This window comes from Ochrobactrum sp. MYb379 (assembly GCF_037479515.1).
GTDB lineage: Bacteria > Pseudomonadota > Alphaproteobacteria > Rhizobiales > Rhizobiaceae > Brucella.
In genome coordinates this window covers 84,518-109,851 of the sequence record NZ_JBBGYW010000001.1, presented here as the reverse complement: position 1 = coordinate 109,851, position 25,334 = coordinate 84,518, and the positions used below count along the sequence as shown (strand labels likewise).

Here is a 25,334-nt window from a genome sequence, read left to right as displayed (position 1 = left end):
TATCATTTCCTGCACATGTAGTTGGTAAGGCCAGCGCGACGCAGCGCCATAACACGCCTTGAAGCCGCAGCATTTAACGCAGCGATGAAGAACATAGTAGATGCGATTGTGACTTCATGCAGTAATGGGTTATGCAGCATGCCATAGCTGGCACATACAAAGGCGAAATAAATCAGCGCTCGCCGCATTGCCCAGCTATCCGCAGTTCGCCACAGATAAATGAAGATCGCGATAAAAGCTGCAAACATAAAAAACAGGCCGACAATCCCGTCATTCAGCAGTTCATCTAGCACTGTATTGTGCACATGTCGGAAGCCTTCAAGCATCGGCGCCTGCTCACCCGCCTGCTGTCTCACCATATCCATCTTGCCGTAGGATCCAACACCTGTGATCGGATGCTCCTTGATAATCACAGTTGCGCTTTTCCACATTACCTCCCGAATATCGGCAGAGAGCTTATCTTCCCATTTTGAGCTATCGCCGCTGTCGTAATATTCGACCATTCCTGCAAAGCGCTTGGAAATTACATCACCTAAAGGCCCGACAACAATCAGCGCAGCAAGTGCCGCCATGAGCGCCATATAGACCGCGCCCTGTTGCCTGAGATTATATTTCCTTAAGAAAAGTGCGATTTCGAGAGCTGCAAATATCGGCAAAACAACGATCACGGCGCGCGTTTCAGAGGTCAGCACGGCTGCAAATCCAAGAACCAGCCAATGTGGCCCGTTCGGCAGATACCGTGGCGCTTTGGAAACAGGAATAGCGGCGGAAATCGCCGCAACCCCTGCAACAAAAGCAAACACGGCTTGATTGCCGCCAACGCCAATACGACCACCTTCGGTAAACACCAAATAAATAACCGCCAGTATGGTCAGAATAACGCCTGCTCGCGCTCCAAGGACATAGAAACGCAAGGGATCTTTGATAAGAACCATACCCGCGCCTGCAAAAGCAAAAACGGCGATTAATGTTGTGTAGCTAATCTGACGATTACCGGAGAATGGCTCTCCACGATAAAGAATAAGCCCAAGAGACCAAACAGCATAAAGAAGAATGAAAATATAGAATTTTTTCGCAAACAGCCGTGTCGTATTGTGTCGGGCAATCGCCAAATAAATACCAAGACACGAGAAAAGAAAAAGCACAACCGGCCCCAGCCCCAGCCTTATTGGCATCGCCGCGGAACCAACGGCCAAAGCCCAGCCGTCTATCCTTCTCCGGAGCAGAAACGATTTTTTCAAAAAGCTCATTTCTCTACCCCTACCAATCGCTTTATTCGCAAAGCGTAAGCGATTCTCCTGATATAGTCAGTTGCTCTAAAGAATAGGGTGCTTATCCTTTTATATGCTGGCAAACGTGCCTTAGCGTATGTCTCGCGACTATCTGCGATCGTTGAAAGCGCGACATTGGGAAGCTCCACCAACGGCCGATCTGTTACAAAAATCTCATAGCCCCCTGCCCAGCCACGCTCCAGTGCAACATCATAGGGCAGCGACATTGGTTTTATTGCAGCTAGTAGTTTTCTGGCTCCGTCCCGGGTAACCAAATAAGCGGCCGAACTACCAAGTGGTCCATGCAAACAGCGACCAATTGAATATCGGCCATTCACCAAACCAAACTGGCGAAATGCTGCCGTTCGGTGATTAACGAGTTTAACCACATCCCAACCGCTCATTTTTGATAAGCTTAAAACAAACGGCAAAAAATCTGATGAAAACCGTACATCATCCTCAACGATAACGGCATGATTTTCGGGTGCTGCAATAATCGTTTCCAACACTTTAATATGACTAAAATAACAACCAATTTCCGCCGGCAGTGCGATCTTGCCATGACGTCGACGAAAACCCGCTACATCAAAATTTTGGAGTTCGTCCGGCTTTAACAATTTGCCTTCAACGGCGTCGACGCGTCGCAGTTCAATCCCAAACTGATCGGCACTCTTCTTAACATCATCCCATCGCTGCGCAGAACGCGCTAGATTAATGACGTAGACAGGAACCGAGTTGCTCACGAATTATCTTTCTTCAACATTTATTTGCCTTGTAACAGCCTTATCTATCATAAAGCGCCATATCAAAAGCACTTGAATTTCAAATCAACTCCCAAAATTTAAAGGTACATAGAAATTACTAGCTGCCCTGTGAAAAGCGATCAAACAATATCCATGCTCAAAACAGCTAAATTCGACCGCAGCAAGGCAATTATCAGTTGGTACGACCGCCATCACCGCATTTTGCCTTGGCGTGTGACACCACCAGAACAAGCGCGCGGCATCAAGGCTGATCCCTATCGCGTATGGTTATCCGAAATCATGCTGCAACAAACAACCGTTGAAGCAGTCAAATCCTATTTCAACAAGTTCGTTACACTCTGGCCGAATGTCGCATCTATGGCAGCGGCGAGTGAAGATGACATTCTTCGTGCTTGGGCAGGTTTGGGATATTATTCACGCGCGCGCAATCTCAAGAAATGTGCCGATCTTATTGCTGCAAACTATAACGGCGAATTCCCCTCAACCGCATCTCAGCTAAAGGAATTGCCGGGTATCGGCGATTACACATCAGCGGCTATTGCAGCGATAGCATTTGGAGAACCTGCGGCAGTTGTGGACGGCAATGTTGAGCGCGTTATCTCGCGCCTCTATGCTATCGACACTCCCCTACCTGCTGCAAAAGCAGAAATTCGCATTCGCATGGGCGAGTTGACACCGTATGATCGACCCGGCGATTTTGCGCAGGCTGTCATGGATTTAGGCGCAACCATTTGTACGCCGCGCCGCCCTGCGTGTGCCATTTGTCCGGTCAATGATGATTGCGAAGCGCTTGCACACCACGATCCGGAAACTTTTCCAGTTAAAGCGCCGAAAACGGCAAAGCCGGTGCGAACTGGTGCTGCTTTTATCGCAATTTCCGAGGATGGATCGGTGCTGCTGCGAAAGCGCAAGGGCGAAGGCTTGCTAGCTGGTATGAGCGAAGTTCCCGGCAGCGCATGGACCGCACGCATTGACGGCGACGCAACGATTGATGCCGCGCCCTTTCCTGCCAGCTGGCAGTCGGCAGGCAGCATCACGCATATCTTCACGCATTTTGAATTGCGCCTGTCTGTCTATTCACTCAACAATACGGCCAAACGCAATGATATTGATGGCTGGTGGTCTTCCCCTTCAGAGCTTGAAGGCGAGGCACTGCCCACCGTCATGAAAAAAGCAATCACGGCTGCTATTCCAGAAGCATTCAAAAAGGGAAGGAAGAAACCTTGACCACTCCAGTCCGGCACGTTGTTTTCGATATTGGTAGAGTGCTTTTGCATTACGATCCAGAACTCGCTTATCTGGAAACAATCCCGGATGCCGCTGAACGCCAATGGTTTCTGGAGAATATCTGCACCGGCGCATGGAATATCGAACAAGATCGCGGGCGTAGCTGGCAAGACGCCGAAGCTCTGCTCATCAATGATCATCCTGAGCGCAGCGATCACATCAAAACATTCCGGCAAAACTGGAATCTTATGGTTCCGCACGCTTACGAAGACAGCGTTGCGATCCTGCGTGGATTGATTGCACAAGGCAACGACGTGACGATGCTCACGAATTTTGCCTCCGATACGCTGCGCGAAGCACAGGCTCGCTTTCCGTTCCTGACCGAAAGCCGTGGTGTTACGATTTCAGGCGATATTCGGATGTTGAAGCCAGACCGTGAGATTTATGAGCATCATGTCGCAAGCTTTGATCTCGACCCGGCTGCAACGCTGTTCATTGATGACAGTCCAGCCAATGTTGATGGTGCAAAAGCTGCTGGCTGGCAAGCTGTGCACTTTACCGGTGCACCTAAGCTTGCAGATGATTTGAAAGCCCTCGGCCTCTCGTTCTAAATAAATCGACAAAAAAGACCCTCGGAGCAGACTGCTTCGAGGGTCTTTTCATCAGACTTTGTTGGAGGTCGTCCGATATTAAGTTCTGTATATTTTATGCGCCTGCTGCTGCCATTTCATCGCGGATGACTTTGCGCAGATCATCGATAGGCTTCAACACACCTGCTTCTTCGTAGTGCCAGAAAGTCCAGCCATTGCAGGCATCAAAGCCTTGTACTTTCGCACCAATGCGATGAATGGAACCTGCTTCGCCATTGGCCGCCAGAGTTCCGTCTGCACGAATAATCGCTGCATGGCGACGACGCGCATCAGACAGAACCGTACCCGGACGCAGGAGTCCTGATTCAATGATCGAGGTGAAAGCGACACGTGGCTCAGCACGCTTGCCAGTCATAACGGTCAGTTCGGCTTTGCCAAGCGGCTCGACGGCAGCAATGCGTGCAGTCGCAGCATCAATGTAGTCCTGCTCACGCTCAATACCGACAAAATGACGACCAAGACGCTTCGCAACTGCACCCGTTGTGCCCGAGCCGAAGAACGGATCAAGGATGACATCGCCCGGCTTGCTCGACGACATTAAAATGCGTGCAAGCAAAGCTTCCGGCTTTTGGGTCGGATGCACCTTGTCGCCGTTCTCGTCTTTCAGGCGCTCCGAGCCTGTGCAGATCGGAAACAGCCAGTCAGAGCGCATCTGAACATCGTCGTTCGCCGCTTTCATAGCGTCATAATTGAAGGTGTAGCCTTTGCCCTTTTCGTCACGCGAAGCCCAGATCAGCGTTTCATGCGCGTTCTGAAAACGACGGCCACGGAAGTTTGGCATCGGGTTGGTCTTGCGCCAGATCACATCGTTGAGCAGCCAGAAGCCGATATCCTGAAGCTGTGAGCCGACACGGAAAATATTGTGATACGAACCGATGACCCAGATCGTGCCATTTGGCTTGAGCACACGGCGGCAAGCCATCAGCCATGCGCGGGTAAACGCGTCATAAGCCTGAAAGCTGTCAAACTGGTCCCAATGATCATCAACAGCGTTGACCATGGTCTGGTCCGGGCGATGCAGATCGCCACCAAGCTGGAGATTGTATGGAGGATCAGCAAAAATGACGTCCACCGAATGATCAGGAAGACGCTCCAAAGCGGCAACGCAATCACCCTTGATGATAGAGTCGAGCCAGGCGGTACGTGGGGCCTCAATAGGCAACTCATGTGCAAGACGTACTAGGGACATGGGATACTCGATTACCTGTGAACGCTAAAAACTTGTCCTTATGGTTACTGAACAGGGTAAATATGCGGTTAACGCCAAGTGATTGAAATCGTAAACCTTTTCTTAATTTGACATAAAAAGCCCGGGTTTCTGGCACTTTTGGCAACCATCAAATTTTGAGAGTTTTCTTCCAGCCTTATTAATGCCGTCAACAAATTGCAGTTCACGAGCGAAATTTGGCGCAATCACTAAGGCTTGGTTATTCGTTTTTGCCTATGATCGCGCGGAAACTGATTTGCTTTTCCTGATGTGCGGTCCATGAATATCAACGAGCTGCGTCATAACCGGTATTTACGGGTTCTATTTGTGCCCTTCCGCATGCGTGCGCTTGTGCGTGGTAGCGAAATCGGACTGGTCATCGCGGGTGCCGTTATTGGCATCATCTCCGCGCTCGCCGTGGCCGCGATTGCAGGCATCTCGCAGTGGATGCATCAGGCGCTTTTTGGTCTCGCCGATGGCGAGCGATTGAGTTCAGCATCGCAACTAAGCACGACTGCTTATATTGCACCCGTCGCGGGCGGCATTCTCATGGGCATCGTGATATGGGTGTTGGCACGCTGGCGCAAAAAGCCCATCGTCGATCCGATCGAAGCCAATGCGCTGCATGGTGGGCATCTTTCACTGACCGATAGTTTTATCCTTGTCGGACAAAATCTTATTTCCAATGGGTTTGGCGCATCGGTAGGTCTGGAAGCAGCCTATACTCAGCTTTCAAGTGGCTTTGCTTCCCGCATCGGGCGCGCGCTCAAACTGCGTCGGGCAGACTTACGAACGCTTGTAGGCTGTGGTGCGGCAGCGGCTATTGCAAGTGCATTCAACGCACCACTGACAGGCGCATTCTATGCGTTTGAGCTGATTATCGGCGTTTATTCGATCGCTACGCTGGCCCCCGTTGTCGTGGCCGCAATCGTCGGAATGCTGGTGACGCAAGCCATCGGTGGTGCGCCGCTGGTGATCCATATTGGCCCGCTTGATGGCATCGCCGCACGCGATTATGTGCCTGCGCTGGTTCTCGGATTCATCACAGCTGGCATTGGTATTCTCATCATGCGTGGTGTCACGACTGTCGAGCGTATTGCACGCAAAAGCGTTGTGCCGACCGTGTTAGCACCGGCCATTGGCGGTATTGTCGTGGGCATGATTGCCTTCGTTTCTCCGCAGGTTTTGGCATCTGGCCATGGTGCACTGCATCTTGATCTGAATGCCAACCTGACAATTCCTGTGCTGCTTTTGCTGATCTTCAGCAAATCGTTGGCATCGGCTGTTTCGATTGGGTCCGGATTTCGCGGTGGCCTGTTCTTTGCATCACTGTTTCTTGGCGCACTGACAGGCAAACTTTTTGCGGCACTAACAGGCTATGTCTTGCCACTAACGCTTGAGCCGGAAGCCTATGCCGTCATCGGCATGAGCTCGATGGCAGTGGCAATTATCGGCGGACCGCTGACAATGACATTTTTGGCGCTGGAACTTACCGGCGACTTTCCGATTGCGATGCTCGTTCTGGGTGCCGTTGTATCGTCATCCATGATGGTTCGCAAAACCTTTGGCTACTCATTTGCCACATGGCGTTTTCACCTACGCGGCGAAGCCATTCGGTCAGCACATGATATTGGTTGGGTGCGCAATCTGACTGTGACCCGAATGATGCGTCATGACGTTAAAACTGTGCCGATTGATACCGACATAGAAACCTTCCGCCATGACTTCCCGCTTGGCTCTACCCAGCGCGTTATCGCGGTGGACAGCGAAGGTCGTTATGTTGGCATGATCCCCGTACCCGCGGCTTATTCCGAGAGCTTCGACAAGACGGAAGAAGCGCGCAGCATTCGCGAGTTGCTGCGTTATCAGGATGAGTTCTTGCTGCCGCAGATGAACGCGAAAGAGGCCGTTGTCCGCTTTGATCGGGCAGAAGCGGAAGCGCTCGCCGTGATCAATAATGCGCAGGAGCGCAAAGTGCTTGGTCAATTGAGCGAAGCGCATACCCTGCGCCGCTATAGCGAAGAACTGGACCGGCGCAGGCGTGAGGTGTCCGGCGAGGTTTGATTACTGCGCGGTTTCGGTCACGGGTTCTGTGCCGCGGTTTTCCGGTGTCACGCTGTAATAATATGGCGTCGCGATAATGAACAACAGAACGACGGCAACAGCTGTAACAAACAGCACAACGGATTTACGCATAGACTTCTCCTTCATGGAGAAAAGGAACGGCCTCGCGCAAACATCGTTCCCATAATTCGCTAAAGCCGCCCCAGCAAAGTTTGACCTGTGGGCCATAAAGTTGTAGCTCATCCCCAATGTTTTGCGGGTGATCCTCGCCCAATATCTCCCAAGTAAAGGCTTTTGACATGGCGGCTCCAGCCCTGATTATTTTTGATTGTGACGGCGTTTTGGTGGACTCTGAAGTCATCGCGGCAGAAGTTGACGCGGCACTCCTGACAGAAGCCGGGTATCCGATTGAAGCCGTTGAAGTTGGCGAACGTTTTGCAGGCCTGACATGGCAGGACATTCTCCTGACCGTAGAGCGTGAAGCTGGCATTCCGATTTCGGCATCGCTTCTCGATAAGGCAGAAAAACTGCTTGATGAACGTCTGAAAAATGAAGTTCAGGCGATTGAAGACATCGTTGAAGTCGTTGAAGCGCTAAACCTGCCAAAGTGCATCTGCTCAAATTCAACCAGCGTTCGCCTTGATCTTATGCTCAAGCGCGTTGGTCTTTACGATCTGTTTGAGCCAAATATCTTTTCGGCGCGCGAAGTCGGCACGAAAAAGCCAAAGCCAGCGCCAGATGTTTTCCTGCACGCGGCAAAGCATTTCGGCGTGGATCCGGCAGATGTCATTGTCATTGAAGATTCTGCACACGGCATTCATGGCGCACGCGCCGCTGGAATGCGGGTAATCGGATTCACTGGCGGCGCACACACCTATCCGGGCCATGCCGACAAGCTAACGGATGCAGGTGCAGAAACCGTCATACATCGCCATAAAGATCTGCCAAGCGTTATCGAGGCGCTTTCAATCTGGACGGATGCGTAATCTGATCTAGTCTAACTCAGACAATGTCTTTTGCGCGCCTTAGAGCGCATTTCGATCTGATGAAATCAGATCGGCGCTCTAACCATTTTTTAAGCGCATCTTGTCCGAAAACCGCTTCACACTTTTCGGGATGCGCTCTTAACGACGCGCAAAGACCTATCAGGCGGCGCTACGCTTGCCTTTGCCTTTTGCCTCAGCATTAAGCGTAGCGAGCAACTCTTCTGACTCGCTCTCGCTCAGGCCGATCATCAACCTGTCACCGATCGATGCAGGCTCGTCGGTCGCTAAGTCGAAGATCGCCCAGGTATCCGTGGGTTCAAGAACGCGTTCATATTTTGGCTTCATGGCCCTAAGCTCAGAACGGACCTGACTGCCGTTCTGCCCCTGTTGTTTCGTTGCAATTCCACATGAGAGGCTCAACCGGCTAATTTAAGGCACAGCCTTCCCACGAACAGTTTTTCTAAATTAAACTTCTTGCAATTCACTTCACACAAACAAGGTTTTTTAAATAACGCATCAAAGATTACTTCTATAGTTAAATTTCTATTGCTAAAATCAAAGCGTCAAACACCTATTTGGAGCTGGATTCAACCTTGGACCGCTTCCGTTTTTTGATCGAAAATCCAGCCAGTGATTGAGCTAAACTGGCGTTCACCGGCTTGCCGAAAAACCAACCCTGCCCCGCAAGATTGGTGCAAATATCACGCAAGCAGCGAAGCTGCTCTCCAGTTTCAATACCCTCCACCACAATTCCAAGCCCATATTGATGCGCCATAGCGATAATTTGCGGAACGATAGAAACAGTTTCTGCCTCACCACCCAGCGTGCGTGTAAATGCCTTATCGATTTTGATGGCATCGACTTGCAACTCGCCCAGATAAGCGAGACTGGAATAGCCAGTACCAAAATCATCGATATAGACCTTATACCCCTTTTCGCGCAGAGCCTTAATACCGCTACTGGCTTTCGCGAAATCCACTGCGGTTCGCTCGGTCAATTCAAGACCAATCTGTTGCGGCTGAATTCCGGCGTCTGACAGGCGAGCTTCAAGCGACTGTATGAAATCCGGGCTTTGCAGATCACCGGAGGTTATATTCACGTTGATATAAAGGGCCCGCTGCTGCCGTAGCAAATCACCCATTTCTGCAATAACATTATCCAGCACATAAGCGGTTATGAGATGGCCTACACCAGCCGCTTCCGCTCGTGCAACAAACAGATCCGGCGGCACAAAATCGCCTTTTGTAATCTCCCACCGAATAAGCGCTTCAAAGCCTATAATCTTCTCATCACCAAGATTGACTACAGGTTGATAGACCAGCGCAAGCTCGTTTGCCTTCAACGCCTTTTTAAGCAACGAGACAAGTGAGCGGTCACGGTTACGGTAAAACGTCCAGCCAATGGCAACGCCACCGCCAACAAGTAAACCCAGGCTTGTGAACACAAACGGTAGCAACTCGTCGGTATGGTCAGACCAGCTTTCAGACGTTGCAATCGCAACGCAAACGCCTGTTTCATCGTCGCACGCTTTTTGTTGCAAAACGCCATTCGTTACACCAAACGACCGCATACTATTGGTTGGGATAAAGCTATTGCTGATATTCTCAGGAAACGTATCGGGGTTACTATAAAGCTTGGCGTACTGCGTCCGATCGCTATTCGTCATAAAGATTGCGAAATCATATTGCGGAACATGCACCGCATCAAAAGCCAGCGCACTTAAAACGAGATTGCCGGTGTTCCGGCCAAAAATCGGGCCATGGCTCCCAGCTGTTATAAGCTCTTGATCCTTATAAACATAAACGCCGTCCTTAAGAAGAACATCTTCTTTGCTTCTGGGTTTTGTTGTCACGACATCGCTTAAAAGCGTCGAACATTGCAGCATGTCATGCTCAAGACGACCAATGTCCTTGATGTGATAAGCAGCAAAAAGCAACTCGCGCATATAGCGCTTATCGTCTGACGAACACAGAGCATAGGGAGACTGATTGACCTTGCTAAGTGTCTCTTTCGCAGAGTTCACTATACGGTTAGCCTGCGTCATGAGCACAGTCATATACGCATCCATGTCCTTTTCTTCATCGAAAAGGCGAAACTGATCCCCGGCCCATTTACCTGCAATGGCGCCAAGCAATAACATGATGCAAATTACATAGGGTACAGGCGAAAAAAATACGCTGCGTTTCAACCCCATAAAAGATCGCCTCGATAAAAATCTACAAAAAGTCCAAATGAAATTACACTTCTCTATAGATGACATTAATTCGAAATTATTGGAAAAGTAAACAGACCGCTTCTTGTTTCAAAACGGCTGTAAAAAGAACAATTAATATACTAGCGCAACATATCTAAAATCGAAAACGCAATACAGCAAAAAGCGGCCAATGGTAAAATCAAAAGCCGCTTTCTAAATTCGATAACTTCTAAGACCCATTACTTGGTGTTGTATGGGCCTTCATCAAAACCAACGAAAATCTGCACGCTGCGCGCGCTTTCGGTCGGAATCGAAATTCCCTTGTCGTTGAACACAAACTGCGTTGCGCCGCCGCCATTGCTGACACTGACTGTCTGTTTGTGCAGTTTGGAATAGATCACATTGCCATTCTGAACGACAGCTACGCGGATCGGCATTGTAATGTTGCCGCTCTTATATTTTGGACCCGGAACAACTTTACCAGCCGCAGCTACGTCAAGCGTAATCGTACCTGCATTATGCTGGCAATCTCGCGTCGTGTCCGTCAGCGAAGCTTGGTAAATTACACGGCCTGCATCTTTGTCGCCGCCTTTTTCATAGGTGCTGAAATAGGCAGTACCTTCACGCAGTGAAACACTTGGGCAAAACGCCATAAGGTCGGATGCTTTGACGCGCGGCTCTGCGCTATCCGCCGCATTCTGCGTGCCACTGGTGGTACAGCCGGCAAGTGCTGCGAGCAAAACCGTTGCAACGACTGGAAACAATGATGAACGATTCTGTGATGCTTTAAGCATAAACCGGGCTTCCCTGCACTGATCGACCTGTTCTACACCGCTGTGCGATGCATAGCGTGAGGGTGTTTTCCTGTTTTTTGCAGCCAAGAGCAACCCCATCGCGCAAAACATGCATTAATTCTTGCGGCTTTTTTAGGGAAGCTTTATTGCATTCTCGGCTAAAAATCTGCCTTGACCCGAAATGAAGGCCTTTGAGATGAAATATATAAGCACCCGCGGCGAAGCCCCAGTTCTGGGATTCAGCGATGCTCTGCTCGCCGGACTTGCCCGTGATGGCGGCCTCTATCTCCCGCAGGAATACCCACAATTCGCCGCTGATCAGATCCGTGATTTGCGTGGAAAATCCTATGTGGATATCGCGCTGGCCGTTCTAACACCTTTCGTAAATGGTGAAATTCCGCAGGCAGATTTTGAACACATGGTGCGTGAAGCCTATGGCTCGTTCCGTCATGACGCAGTTTGCCCATTGGTCCAGACCGGCGCGAATGAATACGTGCTTGAGCTTTTCCATGGCCCGACACTTGCCTTCAAAGACGTCGCCATGCAGCTTCTTGCACGCATGATGGATTATGTCCTCGCGCAACGCGGCGAACGTGCAACGATTGTTGGCGCCACATCCGGCGACACAGGCGGCGCAGCGATTGAAGCCTTTGGCGGTCGCGACAACACCGATATTTTCATCCTGTTCCCGAATGGCCGCGTGTCTCCGGTGCAGCAGCGCCAGATGACCAGCTCCGGCTTCTCAAATGTTCATGCCCTGTCTATCGAAGGCAACTTCGATGATTGTCAGAATCTGGTCAAAGGCATGTTCAACGACCTCGAATTCCGCGATAGCATTTCGCTTTCCGGTGTGAATTCAATCAACTGGGGACGCATCATGTCTCAGGTTGTTTATTATTTCTCGGCAGCCTTGAGCCTCGGCGCACCAGATCGCGCTATCTCGTTCACGGTCCCAACCGGCAATTTCGGCGATATTTTCGCAGGCTATGTTGCCAAGAAAATGGGATTACCGATTGATCAGCTGATTATCGCAACCAATGACAACGACATTCTTGCACGTACGCTTGATAGCGGTGCCTATGAAATGCGCGGCGTTGAACAGACGACTTCGCCTTCCATGGACATCCAGATTTCATCAAACTTCGAGCGTTTGTTGTTTGAAGCGCATGATCGCGATGCGAGCGCAGTGCGTGGCCTGATGGACAGCATGAAGCAATCAGGTGGCTTTACGATTTCTGAAAAGCCACTGTCCGCTATTCGCAGCGAATTTGCAGCGGGCCGTTCAACCGTTGACGAAACGGCCGCAACCATTAAGTCAGTTCTGGAAGCGGATAGCTATTTGCTGGATCCTCATTCAGCGATTGCGGTTAAGGTCGCTCGCGAAAAAGTGTCCGGTAATACACCTATGGTTGTACTCGCTACCGCACATCCGGCTAAATTCCCTGATGCAGTAAAAGCTGCAAGTGGTGTGACGCCGGCGCTTCCGGTATGGCTTTCGGACTTGATGGACCGAAAAGAAAGTTTCACAGTTCTTCACAACGACCTGAAAATCGTGGAAGAATACATTCGCCGTCATTCCCGGGCGTAAGATTATATCTTGCTCAGGAGTTTAAAAACGGGAACCCGAATGGGACTATGGGAGCATTTTGCATATGGGTGTTGAAGTAACGCGTCTTTCCAATGGGCTTACCATTGTAACAGATAACATGCCGCATGTGGAAAGCGTTGCGTTGGGTATCTGGGTAAAAGCAGGCGCACGAAATGAAGCGTCAGACCGACACGGCATTGCTCATCTGCTTGAACATATGGCCTTCAAAGGTACGGAAAAGCGCACAGCTTGGCAGATTGCATCTGACATTGAAAATGTTGGTGGCGAAATCAATGCCGCAACGAGCGTTGAAACCACATCATATTATGCGCGCGTGCTGCGCAACGACATGCCACTGGCAATAGATATTCTTGCTGACATTCTGACTGCCTCCAAGTTCGATGAAGCCGAACTTGAACGCGAAAAGCAGGTCATCATGCAGGAGATCGGTGCGGCCCACGATACGCCTGATGATATCGTGTTCGACCGCTTCACCGAAACAGCCTATCGGCATCAACCAATTGGACGTGCCATTTTAGGTGAGCCTGATACCGTGATGTCGTTCACATCGGCTGATCTACGCCAATATATGGACGAGCAGTATAGCGCCGACCGTATGGTGGTGACAGCTGCTGGTGGCATTGATCATGACCATTTCGTGAAAGAGGTCGAACAGCGTTTGGGCGGTTTCCGCGCTCACAATACCGCACCGACCCTTGACCTCGCGACCTATGTCGGCGGTGATTTCCGCGAAGATCGCGATTTGATGGATGCGCAGGTTCTGATCGGCTTTGAAGGTCGCGCCTATCATGTCCGCGATTTTTACGCTTCGCAGCTTCTATCAATGATCCTCGGCGGCGGCATGTCCTCACGCCTGTTTCAGGAAGTGCGCGAGAAACGCGGCCTCTGCTATTCGGTCTATGCATTTCATTGGGGCTTTTCCGATACCGGCCTTTTTGGCATTCATGCCGCAACCGGCAAGGACGAACTTGTGGAGTTGCTTCCAGTCATCATTCAGGAATTGCACAAAGCAGCAGATTCCATCGGCATTGATGAAGTTAATCGAGCCCGTGCGCAATATAGCGCGAGCTTGTTGATGTCGCAGGAAAGTGCAGCGAGCCGTGCTGGGCAGATCGCACGACAGTTCCTGCTCTATGGGCGCCCGGTGCCAAACAATGAGCTGATGGACCGTCTGTCGCTCATCACGCCTGAACGTCTGAGCGATCTTGCTGGCCGTATGTTCCTCGACAGCAAGCCGACAATCGCCGGTGTCGGCCCTGTTGGACGTCTGATGAGCTTTGAAGGGCTTACGGATGCTCTTTCGACCAGCGCGCATACACGGAAGATTGCTGTTTAACAGATCGGAGAATAGGCTGTAATTTCAAAAAGAACTCATGCAACAGTATTGCATATTCTAGAAGCAGCCTATTTTCTTCATCAACAACACGAGAACCAGCATGATCGGCCTGCCATTCCGGCGCAGCAATCCGACACTTCTTCGTGGGCAGCGCGTTTATTTGCGCGAGCCAATGCTGAGCGATTTTGCGACATGGGCCAATGTGCGCGAGCAAAGTCGCGGCTTTCTCACCCCGTGGGAGCCAACATGGGCTGACGACGATCTGACTAAAAGCGCATTTCGTCATCGGTTGCGCCGCGTTCAGGAAGAAATGTCCGATGGCACCGGCTATCCCTTCTTTATTTTTGACAACAAAGACAATCGACTTCTCGGCGGAATAACGCTGGGAAACATAAAGCGGGGCGTCGGACAGAACGGTATGGTTGGCTATTGGAGCAGCATATCGGCGGCTGGCAAAGGCTATATGAGCGAAGCCTTATCATTGGTTATCCCCTTTGCATTCAATGAACTAAGGTTGCACCGGATCGAAGCTGCCTGTATTCCCCATAATGTTCGTTCGATACGGCTTCTCGAAAAAGCCGGATTTCAGAGAGAAGGACTGTTGCGCTCTTATCTCAAGATCAATGGCTTCTGGCAGGACCACCTGTTGTTTGCCCTGATAGAAAGCGATCTACGCATGATCAATGGCAAGGTTGAACGCTCGTGAATGGTGTAACAAACAGGTTATTCTCAGCTTTTCTGCGCTGTGTAGCGCTGATCATTATCTTGACCTGTTCAGCAATTCCTTCTCTTGCCGTTGAACCAATAAAAATCTCTAAAGAAGATACCGCTCTTGACCTATCGCGCGCTGTAGAGCTGCTGCGCAATCAGGGCGAGAGCGTGCAGGTTTCCACAGCACCGGGAGCCGATGGAATCGTTCGCCGCATTGAGGTGCAGGCAGCGCCCAATTCAAACGCCTCCGGAGACTGGGCCGCCTTTTCCATTGCAAATCCGACAGACGAACAGATCGACCGCTTGCTCGTTGCTCCGCATTTTCGTCTTGTTGGATCAAACATAATTTGGCCTGATCTTGGCTCAGCGCGTATTTCGTCGATAACACCCAGTGAGGGCTTTACGCTCGACAGACAGCCAAGCGAAGACGCTGATGTCTTCCTCATTACGTTAAATCCGAAAACCGTTGTGACCTTCGTCGCTCAGCTTTCGTCGCACAATCTGCCACAGCTTTATTTGTGGGAACCGGAAGCCTACAAGGATGCCGTCAACTCCTACACGCTGTATCGCGGCATTCTGCTCGGCATTTCCGGCCTTCTGGCACTGTTTTTGACGATTCTTTTCGTCGTTAAGGGTACCTCGCTTTTCCCGGCAACCGCAGCGCTCGCATGGGCCGTTCTCGCCTATATCTGCGTTGACTTCGGCTTCTGGAACAAGCTGATGGAGATAACGCCCGGAAACGAGCAGGTCTGGCGAGCGGGCACCGAAGTCGCCCTCGCCGCCTCACTGGTGATCTTCCTGTTCACCTATCTCAATCTCAATCGCTGGCACGACCATTTCAGCTATGGAGCGGTCACTTGGGTATTGGGCCTTATGGCTCTTGCCGGTGTTGCCGTCTTTGATCCACCTGTTGCTTCCGGCATTGCGCGCATGTCGCTGGCGCTGACGGTTGTGTCGGGCATCTTCATCATCGGCTATCTGGCGATTAAAGGCTATGATCGAGCGGTGATGCTCATACCGGCGTGGCTGCTCACGCTGATTTGGTTGTTGGGCGCGTGGATGACGGTTTCAGGCCAACTCGACAACGACATCATTCAGCCAGCACTTGGCGGCGGTCTGGTGCTAATTGTTTTGCTGATCGGCTTTACCGTTATGCAGCACGCATTCTCCGGTGGCGCGCTCCAGCAAGGCTTGCTTTCCGATATGGAACGTCAGGCGCTTGCAGTGATTGGTGCAGGCGACATTGTCTGGGACTGGGACGTTCCGCGTGACCGCGTTGTCACCACGCCTGACATTGCAAACTATCTCGGCAACACAGCGAGTTCATTGCAAGGCCCGGTTCGCAACTGGCTGCCAGCGATGCATGCGGATGATCGTGATCGCTTCCGCTCAACGCTTGATGCCATCCTCGAAAACCGTCGTGGGCGCATCGGCCAAATTTTCCGTCTGCGTGCCAATGACGGCCATTATCATTGGTATGCGTTGCGCGCCCGTCCTGTCATCGGTTCTGACGGCGAAATCGTCCGCTGTGTAGGAACGCTTGTCAACGTAACTGAACAGAAGAAGGCCGAAGAACGCCTGCTGCATGATGCGGTTCATGACAATCTGACAGGGTTGCCCAATCGCGAACTATTCCTTGATCGCCTAAGCAGCATCATGAACATGGCACGCGGCGAAAGCAGGCTGCATCCGACCGTGTTCATCATCGATATTGACCGTTTCAAACAGGTCAATGACAGTCTCGGTATGTCGGCAGGTGATACGATCCTGCTTACGATCTCGCGTCGTCTGTCGCGTCTGATGAAACCACAGGACACGCTCTCCCGCCTGTCATCTGACCAGTTCGGCCTGCTATTGGCATCTGAGAATGATCCGGGCCGCATTGCTGCCTTTGCTGAAGCCTTGCGACAAGCCGTTCGCGCACCAATCGCCTATGCAAAACGCGAAATCGTGCTGACGGCTTCAATCGGTCTGATCACATGGACGAAAACGGCCGCGTCAGCCGAAGATTTTGTCAAGGACGCCGAGCTTGCCATGCATCAGGCAAAGCGCTTCGGTGGCGACCGCATAGAACCTTTCCGACCTGCCTTCCGTGCGATTGGCAGCGACAAGTTACAGCTTGAATCCGACCTGCGCCGCGCACTTGAGCGCGATGAAATCAGCCTCGTCTACCAGCCAATTGTGCGGCTTGATGAGGGCACGATTGCTGGCTTTGAAGCACTGATGCGCTGGGAGCATCCGCGCCGTGGCAGTATTTCTCCATCAGAGTTCATTCCTATTGCAGAAAGCTCTGGCCTGATCGTGCAGCTTGGCTTGTTTGCCATTCAGCGTGCTGCTGAAGACCTTTATGCGTGGCAGGAACAGTTTCCGAAGCTCAATCTGTTTGTTTCGGTCAACCTTTCAAGCACGCAGTTGATCCGGCAGGATCTGATCAATGACGTGCGTTCGGTTCTCTCGCGTATTCATCTGAAACCCGGCACGCTGAAGCTGGAACTCACAGAATCTGTGTTAATGGAAAACCCCGAACAATCGGCGCATGTCCTTGCACGCCTGAAAACCATGGGTGTCGGCCTATCGCTTGATGATTTTGGCACCGGCTATTCGTCGCTTGCCTATCTGACCCGCTTCCCGTTCGACATCATCAAGATCGACCGCTCTTTCGTGAAAGGCGACCAGCCGCAAAAGACAACACTCCTGCGTTCCATCGTCAGCATGGCGCATGATCTTGGTTTGGCAGTGGTCACCGAAGGCGTTGATAACGAAAACGATGCACTGCAACTGCGCCAGATGGGTTGCGAATATGTGCAGAGCTTCATGTTCGGCGAGCCAGCTACGCGCGAAGATGCCACGCGTATCGTGCGTGAGCAGCAGGATGCAGCGGCAGCTTAGAGCACATCTTTTCCGAAAACCGTTTCACACTCTTCGCGATGCGCTCTAGAAAGCTTACTCAGGCATGACCGGCTTCTGAGACGAGCCGTGTCATGTCAATGCCCATCCGAGCCATCAATCGCTCGTATTTTCCGGTAATATCGCTATCGAAAAGCATATCCATCGGTGCTGAGCAGGCCAGCCAGCCATTTTCAGCAAACTCCATATCGAGTTGCCCCGGTGCCCAGCCCGAATAGCCAAGTGTCAGCAAAGCCTGTGATGGTCCGCTGCCACCATAAATCGCACGTAGGATATCAACCGTTGCCGTTAGGCATATGTCTTCGGTTACGGGCATTGTCGAGTCGACCATGTAATCGTCACTGTGCAGTACAAATCCGCGAGACCGATCAACAGGCCCACCATTACGCACAACCATATTCTGCGCACGTTTTGGCAACATGATCAGGTCTTCGTCGTCAACAATACCGATCTGACGCAGAATGTCAGGGAATCCGACGGGCTGGAGCTGATTGATGATAAACCCCATAGCGCCCTCTTCAGAATGGGCACAAATGTAAATAACCGCGCGGTCAAAACGCTCGTCACTCATTCCGGGCATGGCAAGCAGGAATTGCCCGTTTAAGAAACCCTGCTCCTGGTTTGGCTTCCTGAGAATGGTCATAACGATTAAGGTAGCAAGACTGTGCCAAATGACAATGAAAATCGCGCAAAGTTTCTCGTTGTGGTAAATAGCAGTTGATTTTTGATCGCATAGTTCAGAAACATTGCCCGCAAGAAATTCAATCGTGAATTGAAAAGAAAAGAATTTATGCTGGTTTACGGAATACTGACTTCAGCCGCTATTTTCCTAATTTACTCTATATATGTGCAGACAAAACTGTCTCCACTCATTGATTTCATCAGACAAAGTCCATCAATGACAAAAACAATCGGCGATGTATCTGATTTATATTATATTTTCACTATGCCGCGCGGCAATTATCGATTTGCGCTTTACCTCTGGCATAATCCGACACCGCCCAACGAAATCAACAATCATTTTCCAGACTATCCGCAACTGCGTACCATCTCAAACATCGCCTTCCTGATGCATATCGCATTAGGCACGGCGATATTTTTGACTTTCATTTTCAGCATGTTGGTAAAAGTCTGAATGAAAATATGCCCGCAAAAACACAGCCTTGATTGAAACATGATTTTCGATCAATCTCGCCAAATGAGATCAGTAAAGTTTCTTGCCCTTCCGCTTCTGTTAAGCACAATTCTCAGCGCACAGGCTGCCACGTCCGAATGGACGGAAATCTCCGGCGGGAAAGTGCGCGTTATTCTTGAAGATACGAAGTCTGGTGAGGAACAACGCGGCGCATTGCAGATCAATCTCAATCCCGGCTGGAAAACCTATTGGCGTAACCCGGGTGATGCGGGTGTGCCACCTCAGATCAATATTGAAGGCGACACTCTAGCACGCATTGATTTCCCAACCCCTGTCTATTTTGACGACGGTGATGAAGGGGGTATTGGATACAAGCAATCTCTATCCCTGCCGCTGACATTCACATTAAAGCCCGGTGAAGATCGTCTGAAGGGCATTTTTTTTCTCGGCGTCTGTGACAAAATCTGCATCCCGGTTCAAGCAGAGTTCGACTTTCCATTAAATCAAGCGACCGAGCAATCGCCGCAAGCCATTGCGACGCGCACCATTGTCGAAACGGCCTTTGACCGCCTCCCTGCACCTGCATCTGCTGATTTTGGCGTGAAAAGTGCGAAGCGTGCGGACAACAAAGCCACTTTCGAGATTGCACTGCCAGACGCTAACGCACCCGCCGAGCTCTTTGTCGGTAGCGAACAGCTTAATCTTTCAGAAGCAAAGCCTGATGGACCGTCCCGCTTCACCGCAATGCTTTATAACGAAGCGAAAGACGGCGCATTGATTGACTACACGCTTGTGCAGAATGGCAAAGCCGTGTCCGGGCAAGTCAAGCTTGATTAGCTTTGACAAGCTGTAATTTGAAATTGTGAAACGCACCGTTATCGGCTTAAGTGTCGTGGCCTTGCTTCGCGCAAAGGCAGATGAAATTTAGCCATTCATACAGGTGGGCCATGACGGCAGAAGCTCACCTTCAGGAGAAAACAATGACGATTAAAGTTGGCGACAAGCTCCCCGCAGCAACCTTCAAGGTAAAGACTGCGGATGGCGTTAAAGAAGTGACGACTGATGAAGTTTTCGCTGGCAAAAAAGTCGTTCTTTTCGCAGTTCCCGGCGCTTTCACACCGACCTGTAATCTCAACCACCTGCCGGGCTATCTCGATAACCGTGATACCATTCTTTCAAAGGGTGTGGATGCAATCGCGGTTGTTTCGGTCAACGATCCATTCGTCATGGGTGCATGGGCACAGAGCACTGGCGGCGAAGGCAAGATCACTTTCCTCGCCGACGGCTCGGCACTCTTCACCAAAGAAATCGGCCTTGAGCTTGATGCGACCGCAAGCGGCCTCGGCATTCGCTCGAAGCGCTACTCGGCAATCGTTGAAGACGGCGTCGTCAAGACACTCAACATCGAAGAGCAGGCTGGACAGGCTGTGACTTCAGGTGCTGCAACGCTGATCGAACAGCTTTAATCAGAATTTATGACGCGCCCTGCTTTTGCAGTGGGGCGCGCATTTCACGTGTCAGCCATTTTTCAAGCGCAAGCGAATCCGGCTGTCCCGCTCTGTGTGGTGCAATCCACAATAGCATCCGGCGCGGCCCCGGTCGAAAGCCAAATGGAGCAACCAGCCGGCCCGATGCGATGTGCTCGGCCACCAGCATATGCGGAACCACTGCAACACCCAAGCCGCACAGCACAGCCTGAATCAACAGATAGAAGTGATGGAATGTAGATTTCGGTTCCGGAGCAGGAAAATCTGCATGGGCCGCCTTTTGCCAGTCGGCAAATGCTTCCAACCGCGTATGGGTCGCCAGCACTGATGCCTGTGCGAGATCGGCAGGATCAATCAGCGGGCATTGCGAGAGATAAGATGGCGCGCAGACAAGGCCAATTTCCTCACGCCCCATATCCCGGATCACAGCATCTGCCGGCGGTTCAATCACACTGGAGCGAATTGCAATGCCGATTTTATCACGCATAAAGTCAATCCGGTCATAGTTCATATTGAACTGCAACTCGATATTCGGGTGACTATCGTGAAAGCGGCCAATGCGCGGAATGATCCATTCCATCATAATGGACGACGAACAGGACAGCGTGAGTGGCCCGGGCTTCACGCGCTCAATGCTACCCTCGATGATTGAAAATGCGCTGGCCAAACCTTCCGCAAGCCTCGCACCTTCCGGTGTCGGATCGCTCAATCGCGCATTGCGTGTAAGCAATAGCACACCCAGCGAATCCTCCAGCGACCTGATCTGACGGCTGACCGCTCCATGCGTTACACATAATTCCTCCGCCGCTCTTGTCATCGAACGGTGACGCGCGACCGCTTCAAAAGCTTTAAGCGCATTCAAAGAAGGAAGTGGCCGCATTGAAATCCTCGTTAGCATCTGAGCATACCTGTGAGGTTATATCACAAATCGCTGATAATAAATCGCTTGCGGCGGCATGTCGCATTCTTTAGCTATCTGCCCATTTAAAAGCGCAGTTGCCGCCGGAATGTGCATTATCTTTTGATATTCACTCCTTCAAGCTCCTTCGCTTCGATTAATATGCTAGCAGGGAGGATCTGCAATGCAGCAAAAATCTCACGTAATGACGCCCGCTGAAAAGTCGGCCATATCGAAAATTTCGATCCGGCTCGTCCCGTTCATCGCGCTGATGTTCTTCATTAACTTCCTGGATCGTACCGCAATTTCATTTGCTGGTCCGAACGGAATGACTTCCGATCTCGCGTTTACCGCAGCGCAGTTCGGTTTTGCAGCCGGTATCTTCTTTGTCGGTTACATCATTCTTGAAGTTCCAAGCAATCTTGCGTTGCACAAGTTTGGCGCGCGCAAATGGCTTGCCCGCATCATGGTCACATGGGGCATTGTCGCCCTTCTGTTCACATGGGTTTCAAGCGCAACCGAGCTTTATGTTCTGCGCTTCTTGCTGGGTGTTGCAGAAGCTGGCTTCTTCCCAGGTGCAATTCTGTTCCTGTCGACCTGGGTGCCGTCACGTCACCGCAACAAGATTTTGGCACTATTCTATCTTGCACAGCCATTGACGACTGTGATCGGCGCGCCGCTTGCAGCAGAACTGATCGCAATGCACGGTGCATTTGGCCTCGAAGGCTGGCGCATCATGTTCTTCGGCGTTGCAGTTCCAGCAATCGTTGTCGGTATCATTACCTTCTTCTATCTGCCTGATACGCCAAATGACGCCAAGTGGCTGAACAAGGACGAACGCGATTGGCTGAATGGCGCTCTCGCTCAGGAAGAAAAGATCAAGGAAAAGGCTCCGGGACACCGCAGCGGCCTTGCTCTGACAGACAAGCGCGTTTGGCTTTTGTCGATCGTCTATTTCGGTCTGATCTATGGCCTTTATGCGCTGGCCTTCTTCCTGCCAACGATCATTGGCGGATTTGAACAGCAGTTCAACACCAAGTTCGACGTGTTCGATAAGGGTCTGATCACCGCAATTCCATACCTACCAGCCGCATTCGCTCTCTATTTCTGGAGCCGCGATGCAGCAAAGCGTGGCGTTCGCCCATGGCACATTGGTATTCCGGCACTGGTTGGCGCGATTGCCATTCCGGCAGCTCTGTTCATGCCAACCCCTGCAACCACGATCCTGATGATCACGATCACAGCATGCGCGATCTTCTCGGCACTGCCTAACTTCTGGGCCATTCCATCGCGCTTTTTGACAGGCACAGCTGCGGCAGCTGGTATCGCACTCATCAACACGATTGGTAACATTGCAGGCTTCGCAGCCCCCTATATTACTGGTCTTGTGAAGGATGCGACCGGGCTTTATGAAATGCCAATGTTCATCGTCGGTGCGGTGATGCTTGTGTCTTCGCTGCTTGCATTCTCGCTGACGGGTCGTCTCAAAGACCCAACGGAAATCGAACAGGGCAAGTAATCGACTTCAAAATAAAAAGCCGCGCTGAAATTCAGCGCGGCTTTTTTCATGTCTCAATTCGAAGAATTTACTTCACCTGAAGCGACTTGTGACCGTTATATTTGAATGGCTCCATACCGGCACGAGCGAGCTCGTCAGCACGTTCATTCTCCGGGTGACCGGCATGGCCTTTAACCCAGTGCCACGTCACCTTATGCGGCTTGCGCGCCTCATCAAGCGCCTGCCACAGCTCGGCATTCTTCACAGGCTTCTTGGCCGCTGTTTTCCAGCCATTGCGCTTCCAGCCCTCAATCCAGCCAGAAATACCGTCACGCACGTAAACGCTATCGGTATAAAGATCGACTTCGCATGGCTCTTTCAGCGCGTTAAGCGCTGAGATCGCAGCCATCAGTTCCATACGATTGTTGGTGGTGTCGGCTTCGCCGCCCTTAAGCTCTTTCACATGGTCGTTCCAGCGCACGATTGCGCCCCAGCCACCGGGGCCGGGATTGCCGGAACATGCGCCGTCGGTGAAAGCTTCAATATGCTTCACGCGTCAGCTCCGCTCAGTTCAAGACCATATTCGCTGGCCGATGTGACCTGACGATGGAAGCGCATCCGACGCACATATTCCATCGGATCTTTTTTCATCACAAAACTGCCTTCCGGCACATTGATCCAGTCGTAAAGACGGGTCAGCATGAAGCGAACAGCAGCCCCCCGTGCCAAAACAGGCAGCGCTTCAATTTCCGCCCCCGAAAGCGGACGCACGGAATTATAGCCGCGCAAGAATGCCGCGCCCTTGGTCAGATTGTAAGAGAAGTCTTTTTCAAAACACCATGCATTCAGACACACGGCCACGTCATAGGCGAGAATATCCGTGCAGGCGAAATAGAAGTCGATGAACCCCGACAGACGGTCGCCCAGGAAGAACACGTTATCCTGAAAGAGATCGGCATGGATGACACCTTCCGGCAATCCTGATGGCCAATTCTTTTCGAGATAATCAAGATCACCTTCCGCTTCTGCAACCAGACCCGGCTCAACACTGTCCGCACGTTCTTTCGACAGTTTCCACAATGGACGCCAATCGGGCAGCGTCAAACCATTGCGGCGGCGCATATCGAAATCTTCACCTGCGAGATGCATCTCGGCCAGTCCGCGACCAACCTCTTCACAATGCGCAACGGTTGGCTTGCGCATCCACATGCCTTCAAGGAAAGTCACGATTGCTGCAGGACGCCCTGCAAGCTCACCAATCGTAACGCCATCACGACGCACGACCGGTTGCGGGCATTCCAGACCGCGTTTGGCCAGATGCTGCATCAGATTAAGAAAAAACGGCAGGTCATCGCGGTTTACGCGCTTCTCGTAGAGCGTGAGAATGAATGAGCCAGTGGTGGTGTGCAGGAGATAGTTGGTGTTCTCGACACCTTCAGCAATACCCTTATAAGAGGTCAATGCACCGATGTCATATTGCTCAAGAAAAGCGCCAAGCTCGATTTCGTTAATGTCTGTATAGACGGCCATGCCGCTTATTTCCCCTGCATAAACTTTGGAATACCGACGACCCGGTTTTCGCCGTTGACGAATGCCATATCCTGCACTGTCAGTTCAACATCGCGTATTTCGCGGTTGACCAGAAAATTTTCTGTTTCAATCGTCGTTTCAGCCAGCTCTATTCTTACCGTGAAACGCGCCTTGAAAGCATCCATGATTTCATCAACGATGATTTCTGGGGCCGATGCACCAGCTGAAAGCCCGACCACTGAAATGTCGCCGATTTTGTCCCACTCGATATCGGAAGCGCGCTGCACAAGCATTGACATGCCAGCGCCAGATTTTTCTGCAACTTCGACAAGACGTTTGGAATTGGAAGAGTTGGGCGCTCCGACAATGAGAAATAGATCACAACCGGGAGCGGCCGCACGCACCGCATCCTGACGATTTGTGGTCGCGTAGCAAATCGATTCCGCTGCCGGTGCTGTCAAGTTTGGAAAACGCTGCTGCAGCTCTACAATGATACCCGCAGTATCATCCACCGACAGCGTTGTTTGCGTCACAAAGCCCAAATTATCAGGGTCAGCAAATTCAATTGCTCGCGCATCTTCGACAGTTTCAATGAGCGTGACCGTGCCGTCCGGCAACTGCCCCATAGTGCCGATGACTTCCGGATGACCCGAATGACCGATCAAGATAACATGACGCCCTAAGCGCTGGTGGCGCATGGCTTGTTTATGGACTTTGGAAACCAGTGGGCAGGTAGCATCGAGATAAAAAAGGTTCTTGGCTTCCGCATCCGCTGGCACGGATTTCGGCACACCATGGGCAGAAAATACCACCGGCTGATCGCGATGCTCTGCCGGAATCTCATCGAGCTCCTCGACAAAGATTGCCCCGCGCGACTGCAAACCTTCAACAACGTAGCGATTATGCACGATTTCATGGCGTACATAGACCGGTGCACCATATTTCTTCAAAGCCAGCACAACGATCTGGATAGCCCGGTCAACACCTGCGCAAAATCCACGCGGGCCGCAGAGGCGAATTTCCAGAGGGGGGCGGTTATCGGTCATGAAGCGTGCTCGCTGGGTTC

At 51.4% G+C, this 25,334-nt stretch carries 25 protein-coding genes; 12 read left to right on the top strand and 13 right to left on the bottom strand.

What is annotated here, in order from left to right:
- Positions 1-2: 2 nt before the first annotated feature.
- Together WH356_RS00570 and WH356_RS00565 are read right to left on the bottom strand one after the other, a co-directional pair.
- Positions 3-1,250 carry an O-antigen ligase family protein gene (locus WH356_RS00570; protein WP_339508070.1) on the bottom strand — a complete coding sequence of 416 codons (1,248 nt, stop codon included), beginning with the start codon at positions 1,248-1,250 and terminating at the stop codon, positions 3-5.
- Complete coding sequence (locus WH356_RS00565) at positions 1,247-2,014, bottom strand: glycosyltransferase family 25 protein (protein ID WP_339508069.1); 768 nt, start codon at positions 2,012-2,014, stop codon at positions 1,247-1,249. The genes WH356_RS00570 and WH356_RS00565 overlap by 4 nt, the downstream gene beginning before the upstream one ends.
- Before the next feature lie 153 nt (positions 2,015-2,167).
- Here WH356_RS00565 and mutY point away from each other — a divergent pair, with 153 nt between their 5' ends.
- Entirely contained in the window at positions 2,168-3,262 is a 1,095-nt protein-coding gene (gene mutY / locus WH356_RS00560) for an A/G-specific adenine glycosylase (protein WP_339508067.1), read from the top strand.
- Positions 3,259-3,873: an HAD family hydrolase gene (locus WH356_RS00555; protein ID WP_339508065.1), complete on the top strand. Its 615-nt coding sequence runs from the start codon at positions 3,259-3,261 to the stop codon at positions 3,871-3,873. The genes mutY and WH356_RS00555 overlap by 4 nt, the downstream gene beginning before the upstream one ends.
- 94 nt (positions 3,874-3,967) lie before the next feature.
- Here WH356_RS00555 and WH356_RS00550 read toward each other — a convergent pair whose 3' ends face one another.
- Complete coding sequence (locus WH356_RS00550) at positions 3,968-5,101, bottom strand: site-specific DNA-methyltransferase (RefSeq protein ID WP_339508064.1); 1,134 nt, start codon at positions 5,099-5,101, stop codon at positions 3,968-3,970.
- Between the two features lie 297 nt (positions 5,102-5,398).
- Between WH356_RS00550 and WH356_RS00545 the strand changes: the two genes are divergently transcribed.
- Positions 5,399-7,183 (top strand): chloride channel protein, encoded by a 1,785-nt coding sequence (locus WH356_RS00545; RefSeq protein WP_339508063.1) that lies wholly within the window; start codon positions 5,399-5,401, stop codon positions 7,181-7,183.
- On the opposite strand, the gene WH356_RS00540 is transcribed toward WH356_RS00545, so the two are convergent.
- Together WH356_RS00540 and WH356_RS00535 are read right to left on the bottom strand one after the other, a co-directional pair.
- A complete protein-coding gene (locus WH356_RS00540) occupies positions 7,184-7,315 on the bottom strand; it encodes a hypothetical protein (RefSeq protein WP_339508061.1) in 132 nt (43 codons plus the stop codon).
- Entirely contained in the window at positions 7,308-7,484 is a 177-nt protein-coding gene (locus WH356_RS00535) for a hypothetical protein (protein ID WP_339508060.1), read from the bottom strand. Before WH356_RS00535 ends, WH356_RS00540 begins: the two co-directional genes overlap by 8 nt.
- Here WH356_RS00535 and WH356_RS00530 point away from each other — a divergent pair.
- A complete protein-coding gene (locus WH356_RS00530; protein ID WP_310010748.1) occupies positions 7,483-8,169 on the top strand; it encodes an HAD family hydrolase in 687 nt (228 codons plus the stop codon). The genes WH356_RS00535 and WH356_RS00530 overlap by 2 nt on opposite strands.
- Before the next feature lie 159 nt (positions 8,170-8,328).
- Here the strand turns inward: WH356_RS00530 and WH356_RS00525 are convergent, their stop codons facing one another.
- The 3 genes from WH356_RS00525 to WH356_RS00515 all read right to left on the bottom strand — a co-directional run bounded on the left by WH356_RS00525 (position 8,329) and on the right by WH356_RS00515 (position 11,157).
- Positions 8,329-8,514 (bottom strand): hypothetical protein, encoded by a 186-nt coding sequence (locus WH356_RS00525; protein ID WP_310010749.1) that lies wholly within the window; start codon positions 8,512-8,514, stop codon positions 8,329-8,331.
- A gap of 226 nt (positions 8,515-8,740) precedes the next feature.
- Complete coding sequence (locus WH356_RS00520; protein WP_339508057.1) at positions 8,741-10,363, bottom strand: EAL domain-containing protein; 1,623 nt, start codon at positions 10,361-10,363, stop codon at positions 8,741-8,743.
- A 239-nt stretch (positions 10,364-10,602) separates the two neighbouring features.
- Positions 10,603-11,157 (bottom strand): hypothetical protein, encoded by a 555-nt coding sequence (locus tag WH356_RS00515; RefSeq protein ID WP_339508056.1) that lies wholly within the window; start codon positions 11,155-11,157, stop codon positions 10,603-10,605.
- A gap of 196 nt (positions 11,158-11,353) precedes the next feature.
- On the opposite strand from WH356_RS00515, the gene thrC reads away from it, so the two are divergent.
- The 4 genes from thrC (at position 11,354) to WH356_RS00495 (ending at position 17,702) form a co-directional block, all read left to right on the top strand.
- Positions 11,354-12,745: a threonine synthase gene (gene thrC / locus WH356_RS00510; protein WP_339508055.1), complete on the top strand. Its 1,392-nt coding sequence runs from the start codon at positions 11,354-11,356 to the stop codon at positions 12,743-12,745.
- Between the two features lie 64 nt (positions 12,746-12,809).
- The gene (locus tag WH356_RS00505; RefSeq protein ID WP_339508053.1) at positions 12,810-14,102 is read left to right on the top strand and encodes a M16 family metallopeptidase; all 1,293 of its coding nucleotides are present in this window, start codon (positions 12,810-12,812) and stop codon (positions 14,100-14,102) included.
- Positions 14,103-14,202: 100 nt separating this feature from the next.
- Complete coding sequence (locus WH356_RS00500) at positions 14,203-14,808, top strand: GNAT family N-acetyltransferase (protein WP_339508052.1); 606 nt, start codon at positions 14,203-14,205, stop codon at positions 14,806-14,808.
- Entirely contained in the window at positions 14,805-17,702 is a 2,898-nt protein-coding gene (locus tag WH356_RS00495) for a sensor domain-containing phosphodiesterase (RefSeq protein WP_339508051.1), read from the top strand. Before WH356_RS00500 ends, WH356_RS00495 begins: the two co-directional genes overlap by 4 nt.
- 58 nt (positions 17,703-17,760) lie before the next feature.
- Here WH356_RS00495 and WH356_RS00490 read toward each other — a convergent pair whose 3' ends face one another.
- Entirely contained in the window at positions 17,761-18,363 is a 603-nt protein-coding gene (locus tag WH356_RS00490) for a YqgE/AlgH family protein (protein WP_339508050.1), read from the bottom strand.
- A 147-nt stretch (positions 18,364-18,510) separates the two neighbouring features.
- Between WH356_RS00490 and WH356_RS00485 the strand changes: the two genes are divergently transcribed.
- From WH356_RS00485 to WH356_RS00475, 3 genes are all read left to right on the top strand, one after another.
- Entirely contained in the window at positions 18,511-18,855 is a 345-nt protein-coding gene (locus WH356_RS00485) for a hypothetical protein (RefSeq protein WP_339508049.1), read from the top strand.
- A 63-nt stretch (positions 18,856-18,918) separates the two neighbouring features.
- Positions 18,919-19,692 carry a protein-disulfide reductase DsbD domain-containing protein gene (locus WH356_RS00480; protein ID WP_339508048.1) on the top strand — a complete coding sequence of 258 codons (774 nt, stop codon included), beginning with the start codon at positions 18,919-18,921 and terminating at the stop codon, positions 19,690-19,692.
- Between the two features lie 143 nt (positions 19,693-19,835).
- Complete coding sequence (locus WH356_RS00475; RefSeq protein WP_339508047.1) at positions 19,836-20,321, top strand: peroxiredoxin; 486 nt, start codon at positions 19,836-19,838, stop codon at positions 20,319-20,321.
- A gap of 7 nt (positions 20,322-20,328) precedes the next feature.
- Here WH356_RS00475 and WH356_RS00470 read toward each other — a convergent pair whose 3' ends face one another.
- A complete protein-coding gene (locus WH356_RS00470; protein WP_339508046.1) occupies positions 20,329-21,222 on the bottom strand; it encodes a LysR substrate-binding domain-containing protein in 894 nt (297 codons plus the stop codon).
- 202 nt (positions 21,223-21,424) lie between these two features.
- On the opposite strand from WH356_RS00470, the gene WH356_RS00465 reads away from it, so the two are divergent.
- Complete coding sequence (locus WH356_RS00465; protein ID WP_339508045.1) at positions 21,425-22,759, top strand: MFS transporter; 1,335 nt, start codon at positions 21,425-21,427, stop codon at positions 22,757-22,759.
- A 67-nt stretch (positions 22,760-22,826) separates the two neighbouring features.
- Here the strand turns inward: WH356_RS00465 and rnhA are convergent, their stop codons facing one another.
- Genes rnhA through ispH form a run of 3 tightly spaced genes read right to left on the bottom strand, consistent with a single transcriptional unit; the run spans position 22,827 to position 25,314 of the window.
- On the bottom strand, positions 22,827-23,291 hold the full coding sequence (gene rnhA, locus WH356_RS00460) for a ribonuclease HI (RefSeq protein ID WP_339508044.1): 465 nt from the start codon (positions 23,289-23,291) through the stop codon (positions 22,827-22,829).
- A complete protein-coding gene (locus WH356_RS00455; protein WP_339508041.1) occupies positions 23,288-24,268 on the bottom strand; it encodes a homoserine kinase in 981 nt (326 codons plus the stop codon). Before WH356_RS00455 ends, rnhA begins: the two co-directional genes overlap by 4 nt.
- A 5-nt stretch (positions 24,269-24,273) precedes the next feature.
- Positions 24,274-25,314, bottom strand: a complete 1,041-nt coding sequence (gene ispH, locus WH356_RS00450; protein ID WP_339508040.1) for a 4-hydroxy-3-methylbut-2-enyl diphosphate reductase — start codon at positions 25,312-25,314, stop codon at positions 24,274-24,276.
- Between the last annotated feature and the right edge of the window lie 20 nt (positions 25,315-25,334).

Excerpts from the sequence above, each read along its gene's own strand:
- WH356_RS00570 (WP_339508070.1), bottom strand. The coding sequence starts at position 1,250 with ATGAGCTTTTTGAAAAAATCGTTTCTGCTCCGGAGAAGGATAGACGGC.
- mutY (WP_339508067.1), top strand. The coding sequence starts at position 2,168 with ATGCTCAAAACAGCTAAATTCGACCGCAGCAAGGCAATTATCAGTTGG.
- WH356_RS00550 (WP_339508064.1), bottom strand. The coding sequence starts at position 5,101 with ATGTCCCTAGTACGTCTTGCACATGAGTTGCCTATTGAGGCCCCACGT.
- WH356_RS00545 (WP_339508063.1), top strand. The coding sequence starts at position 5,399 with ATGAATATCAACGAGCTGCGTCATAACCGGTATTTACGGGTTCTATTT.
- WH356_RS00540 (WP_339508061.1), bottom strand. The coding sequence starts at position 7,315 with ATGCGTAAATCCGTTGTGCTGTTTGTTACAGCTGTTGCCGTCGTTCTG.
- WH356_RS00530 (WP_310010748.1), top strand. The coding sequence starts at position 7,483 with ATGGCGGCTCCAGCCCTGATTATTTTTGATTGTGACGGCGTTTTGGTG.
- WH356_RS00535 (WP_339508060.1), bottom strand. The coding sequence starts at position 7,484 with ATGTCAAAAGCCTTTACTTGGGAGATATTGGGCGAGGATCACCCGCAA.
- WH356_RS00525 (WP_310010749.1), bottom strand. The coding sequence starts at position 8,514 with ATGAAGCCAAAATATGAACGCGTTCTTGAACCCACGGATACCTGGGCG.
- WH356_RS00520 (WP_339508057.1), bottom strand. The coding sequence starts at position 10,363 with ATGGGGTTGAAACGCAGCGTATTTTTTTCGCCTGTACCCTATGTAATT.
- WH356_RS00515 (WP_339508056.1), bottom strand. The coding sequence starts at position 11,157 with ATGCTTAAAGCATCACAGAATCGTTCATCATTGTTTCCAGTCGTTGCA.
- thrC (WP_339508055.1), top strand. The coding sequence starts at position 11,354 with ATGAAATATATAAGCACCCGCGGCGAAGCCCCAGTTCTGGGATTCAGC.
- WH356_RS00505 (WP_339508053.1), top strand. The coding sequence starts at position 12,810 with ATGGGTGTTGAAGTAACGCGTCTTTCCAATGGGCTTACCATTGTAACA.
- WH356_RS00500 (WP_339508052.1), top strand. The coding sequence starts at position 14,203 with ATGATCGGCCTGCCATTCCGGCGCAGCAATCCGACACTTCTTCGTGGG.
- WH356_RS00490 (WP_339508050.1), bottom strand. The coding sequence starts at position 18,363 with ATGACCATTCTCAGGAAGCCAAACCAGGAGCAGGGTTTCTTAAACGGG.
- WH356_RS00485 (WP_339508049.1), top strand. The coding sequence starts at position 18,511 with ATGCTGGTTTACGGAATACTGACTTCAGCCGCTATTTTCCTAATTTAC.
- WH356_RS00480 (WP_339508048.1), top strand. The coding sequence starts at position 18,919 with ATGAGATCAGTAAAGTTTCTTGCCCTTCCGCTTCTGTTAAGCACAATT.
- WH356_RS00475 (WP_339508047.1), top strand. The coding sequence starts at position 19,836 with ATGACGATTAAAGTTGGCGACAAGCTCCCCGCAGCAACCTTCAAGGTA.
- WH356_RS00470 (WP_339508046.1), bottom strand. The coding sequence starts at position 21,222 with ATGCGGCCACTTCCTTCTTTGAATGCGCTTAAAGCTTTTGAAGCGGTC.
- WH356_RS00465 (WP_339508045.1), top strand. The coding sequence starts at position 21,425 with ATGCAGCAAAAATCTCACGTAATGACGCCCGCTGAAAAGTCGGCCATA.
- WH356_RS00455 (WP_339508041.1), bottom strand. The coding sequence starts at position 24,268 with ATGGCCGTCTATACAGACATTAACGAAATCGAGCTTGGCGCTTTTCTT.
- ispH (WP_339508040.1), bottom strand. The coding sequence starts at position 25,314 with ATGACCGATAACCGCCCCCCTCTGGAAATTCGCCTCTGCGGCCCGCGT.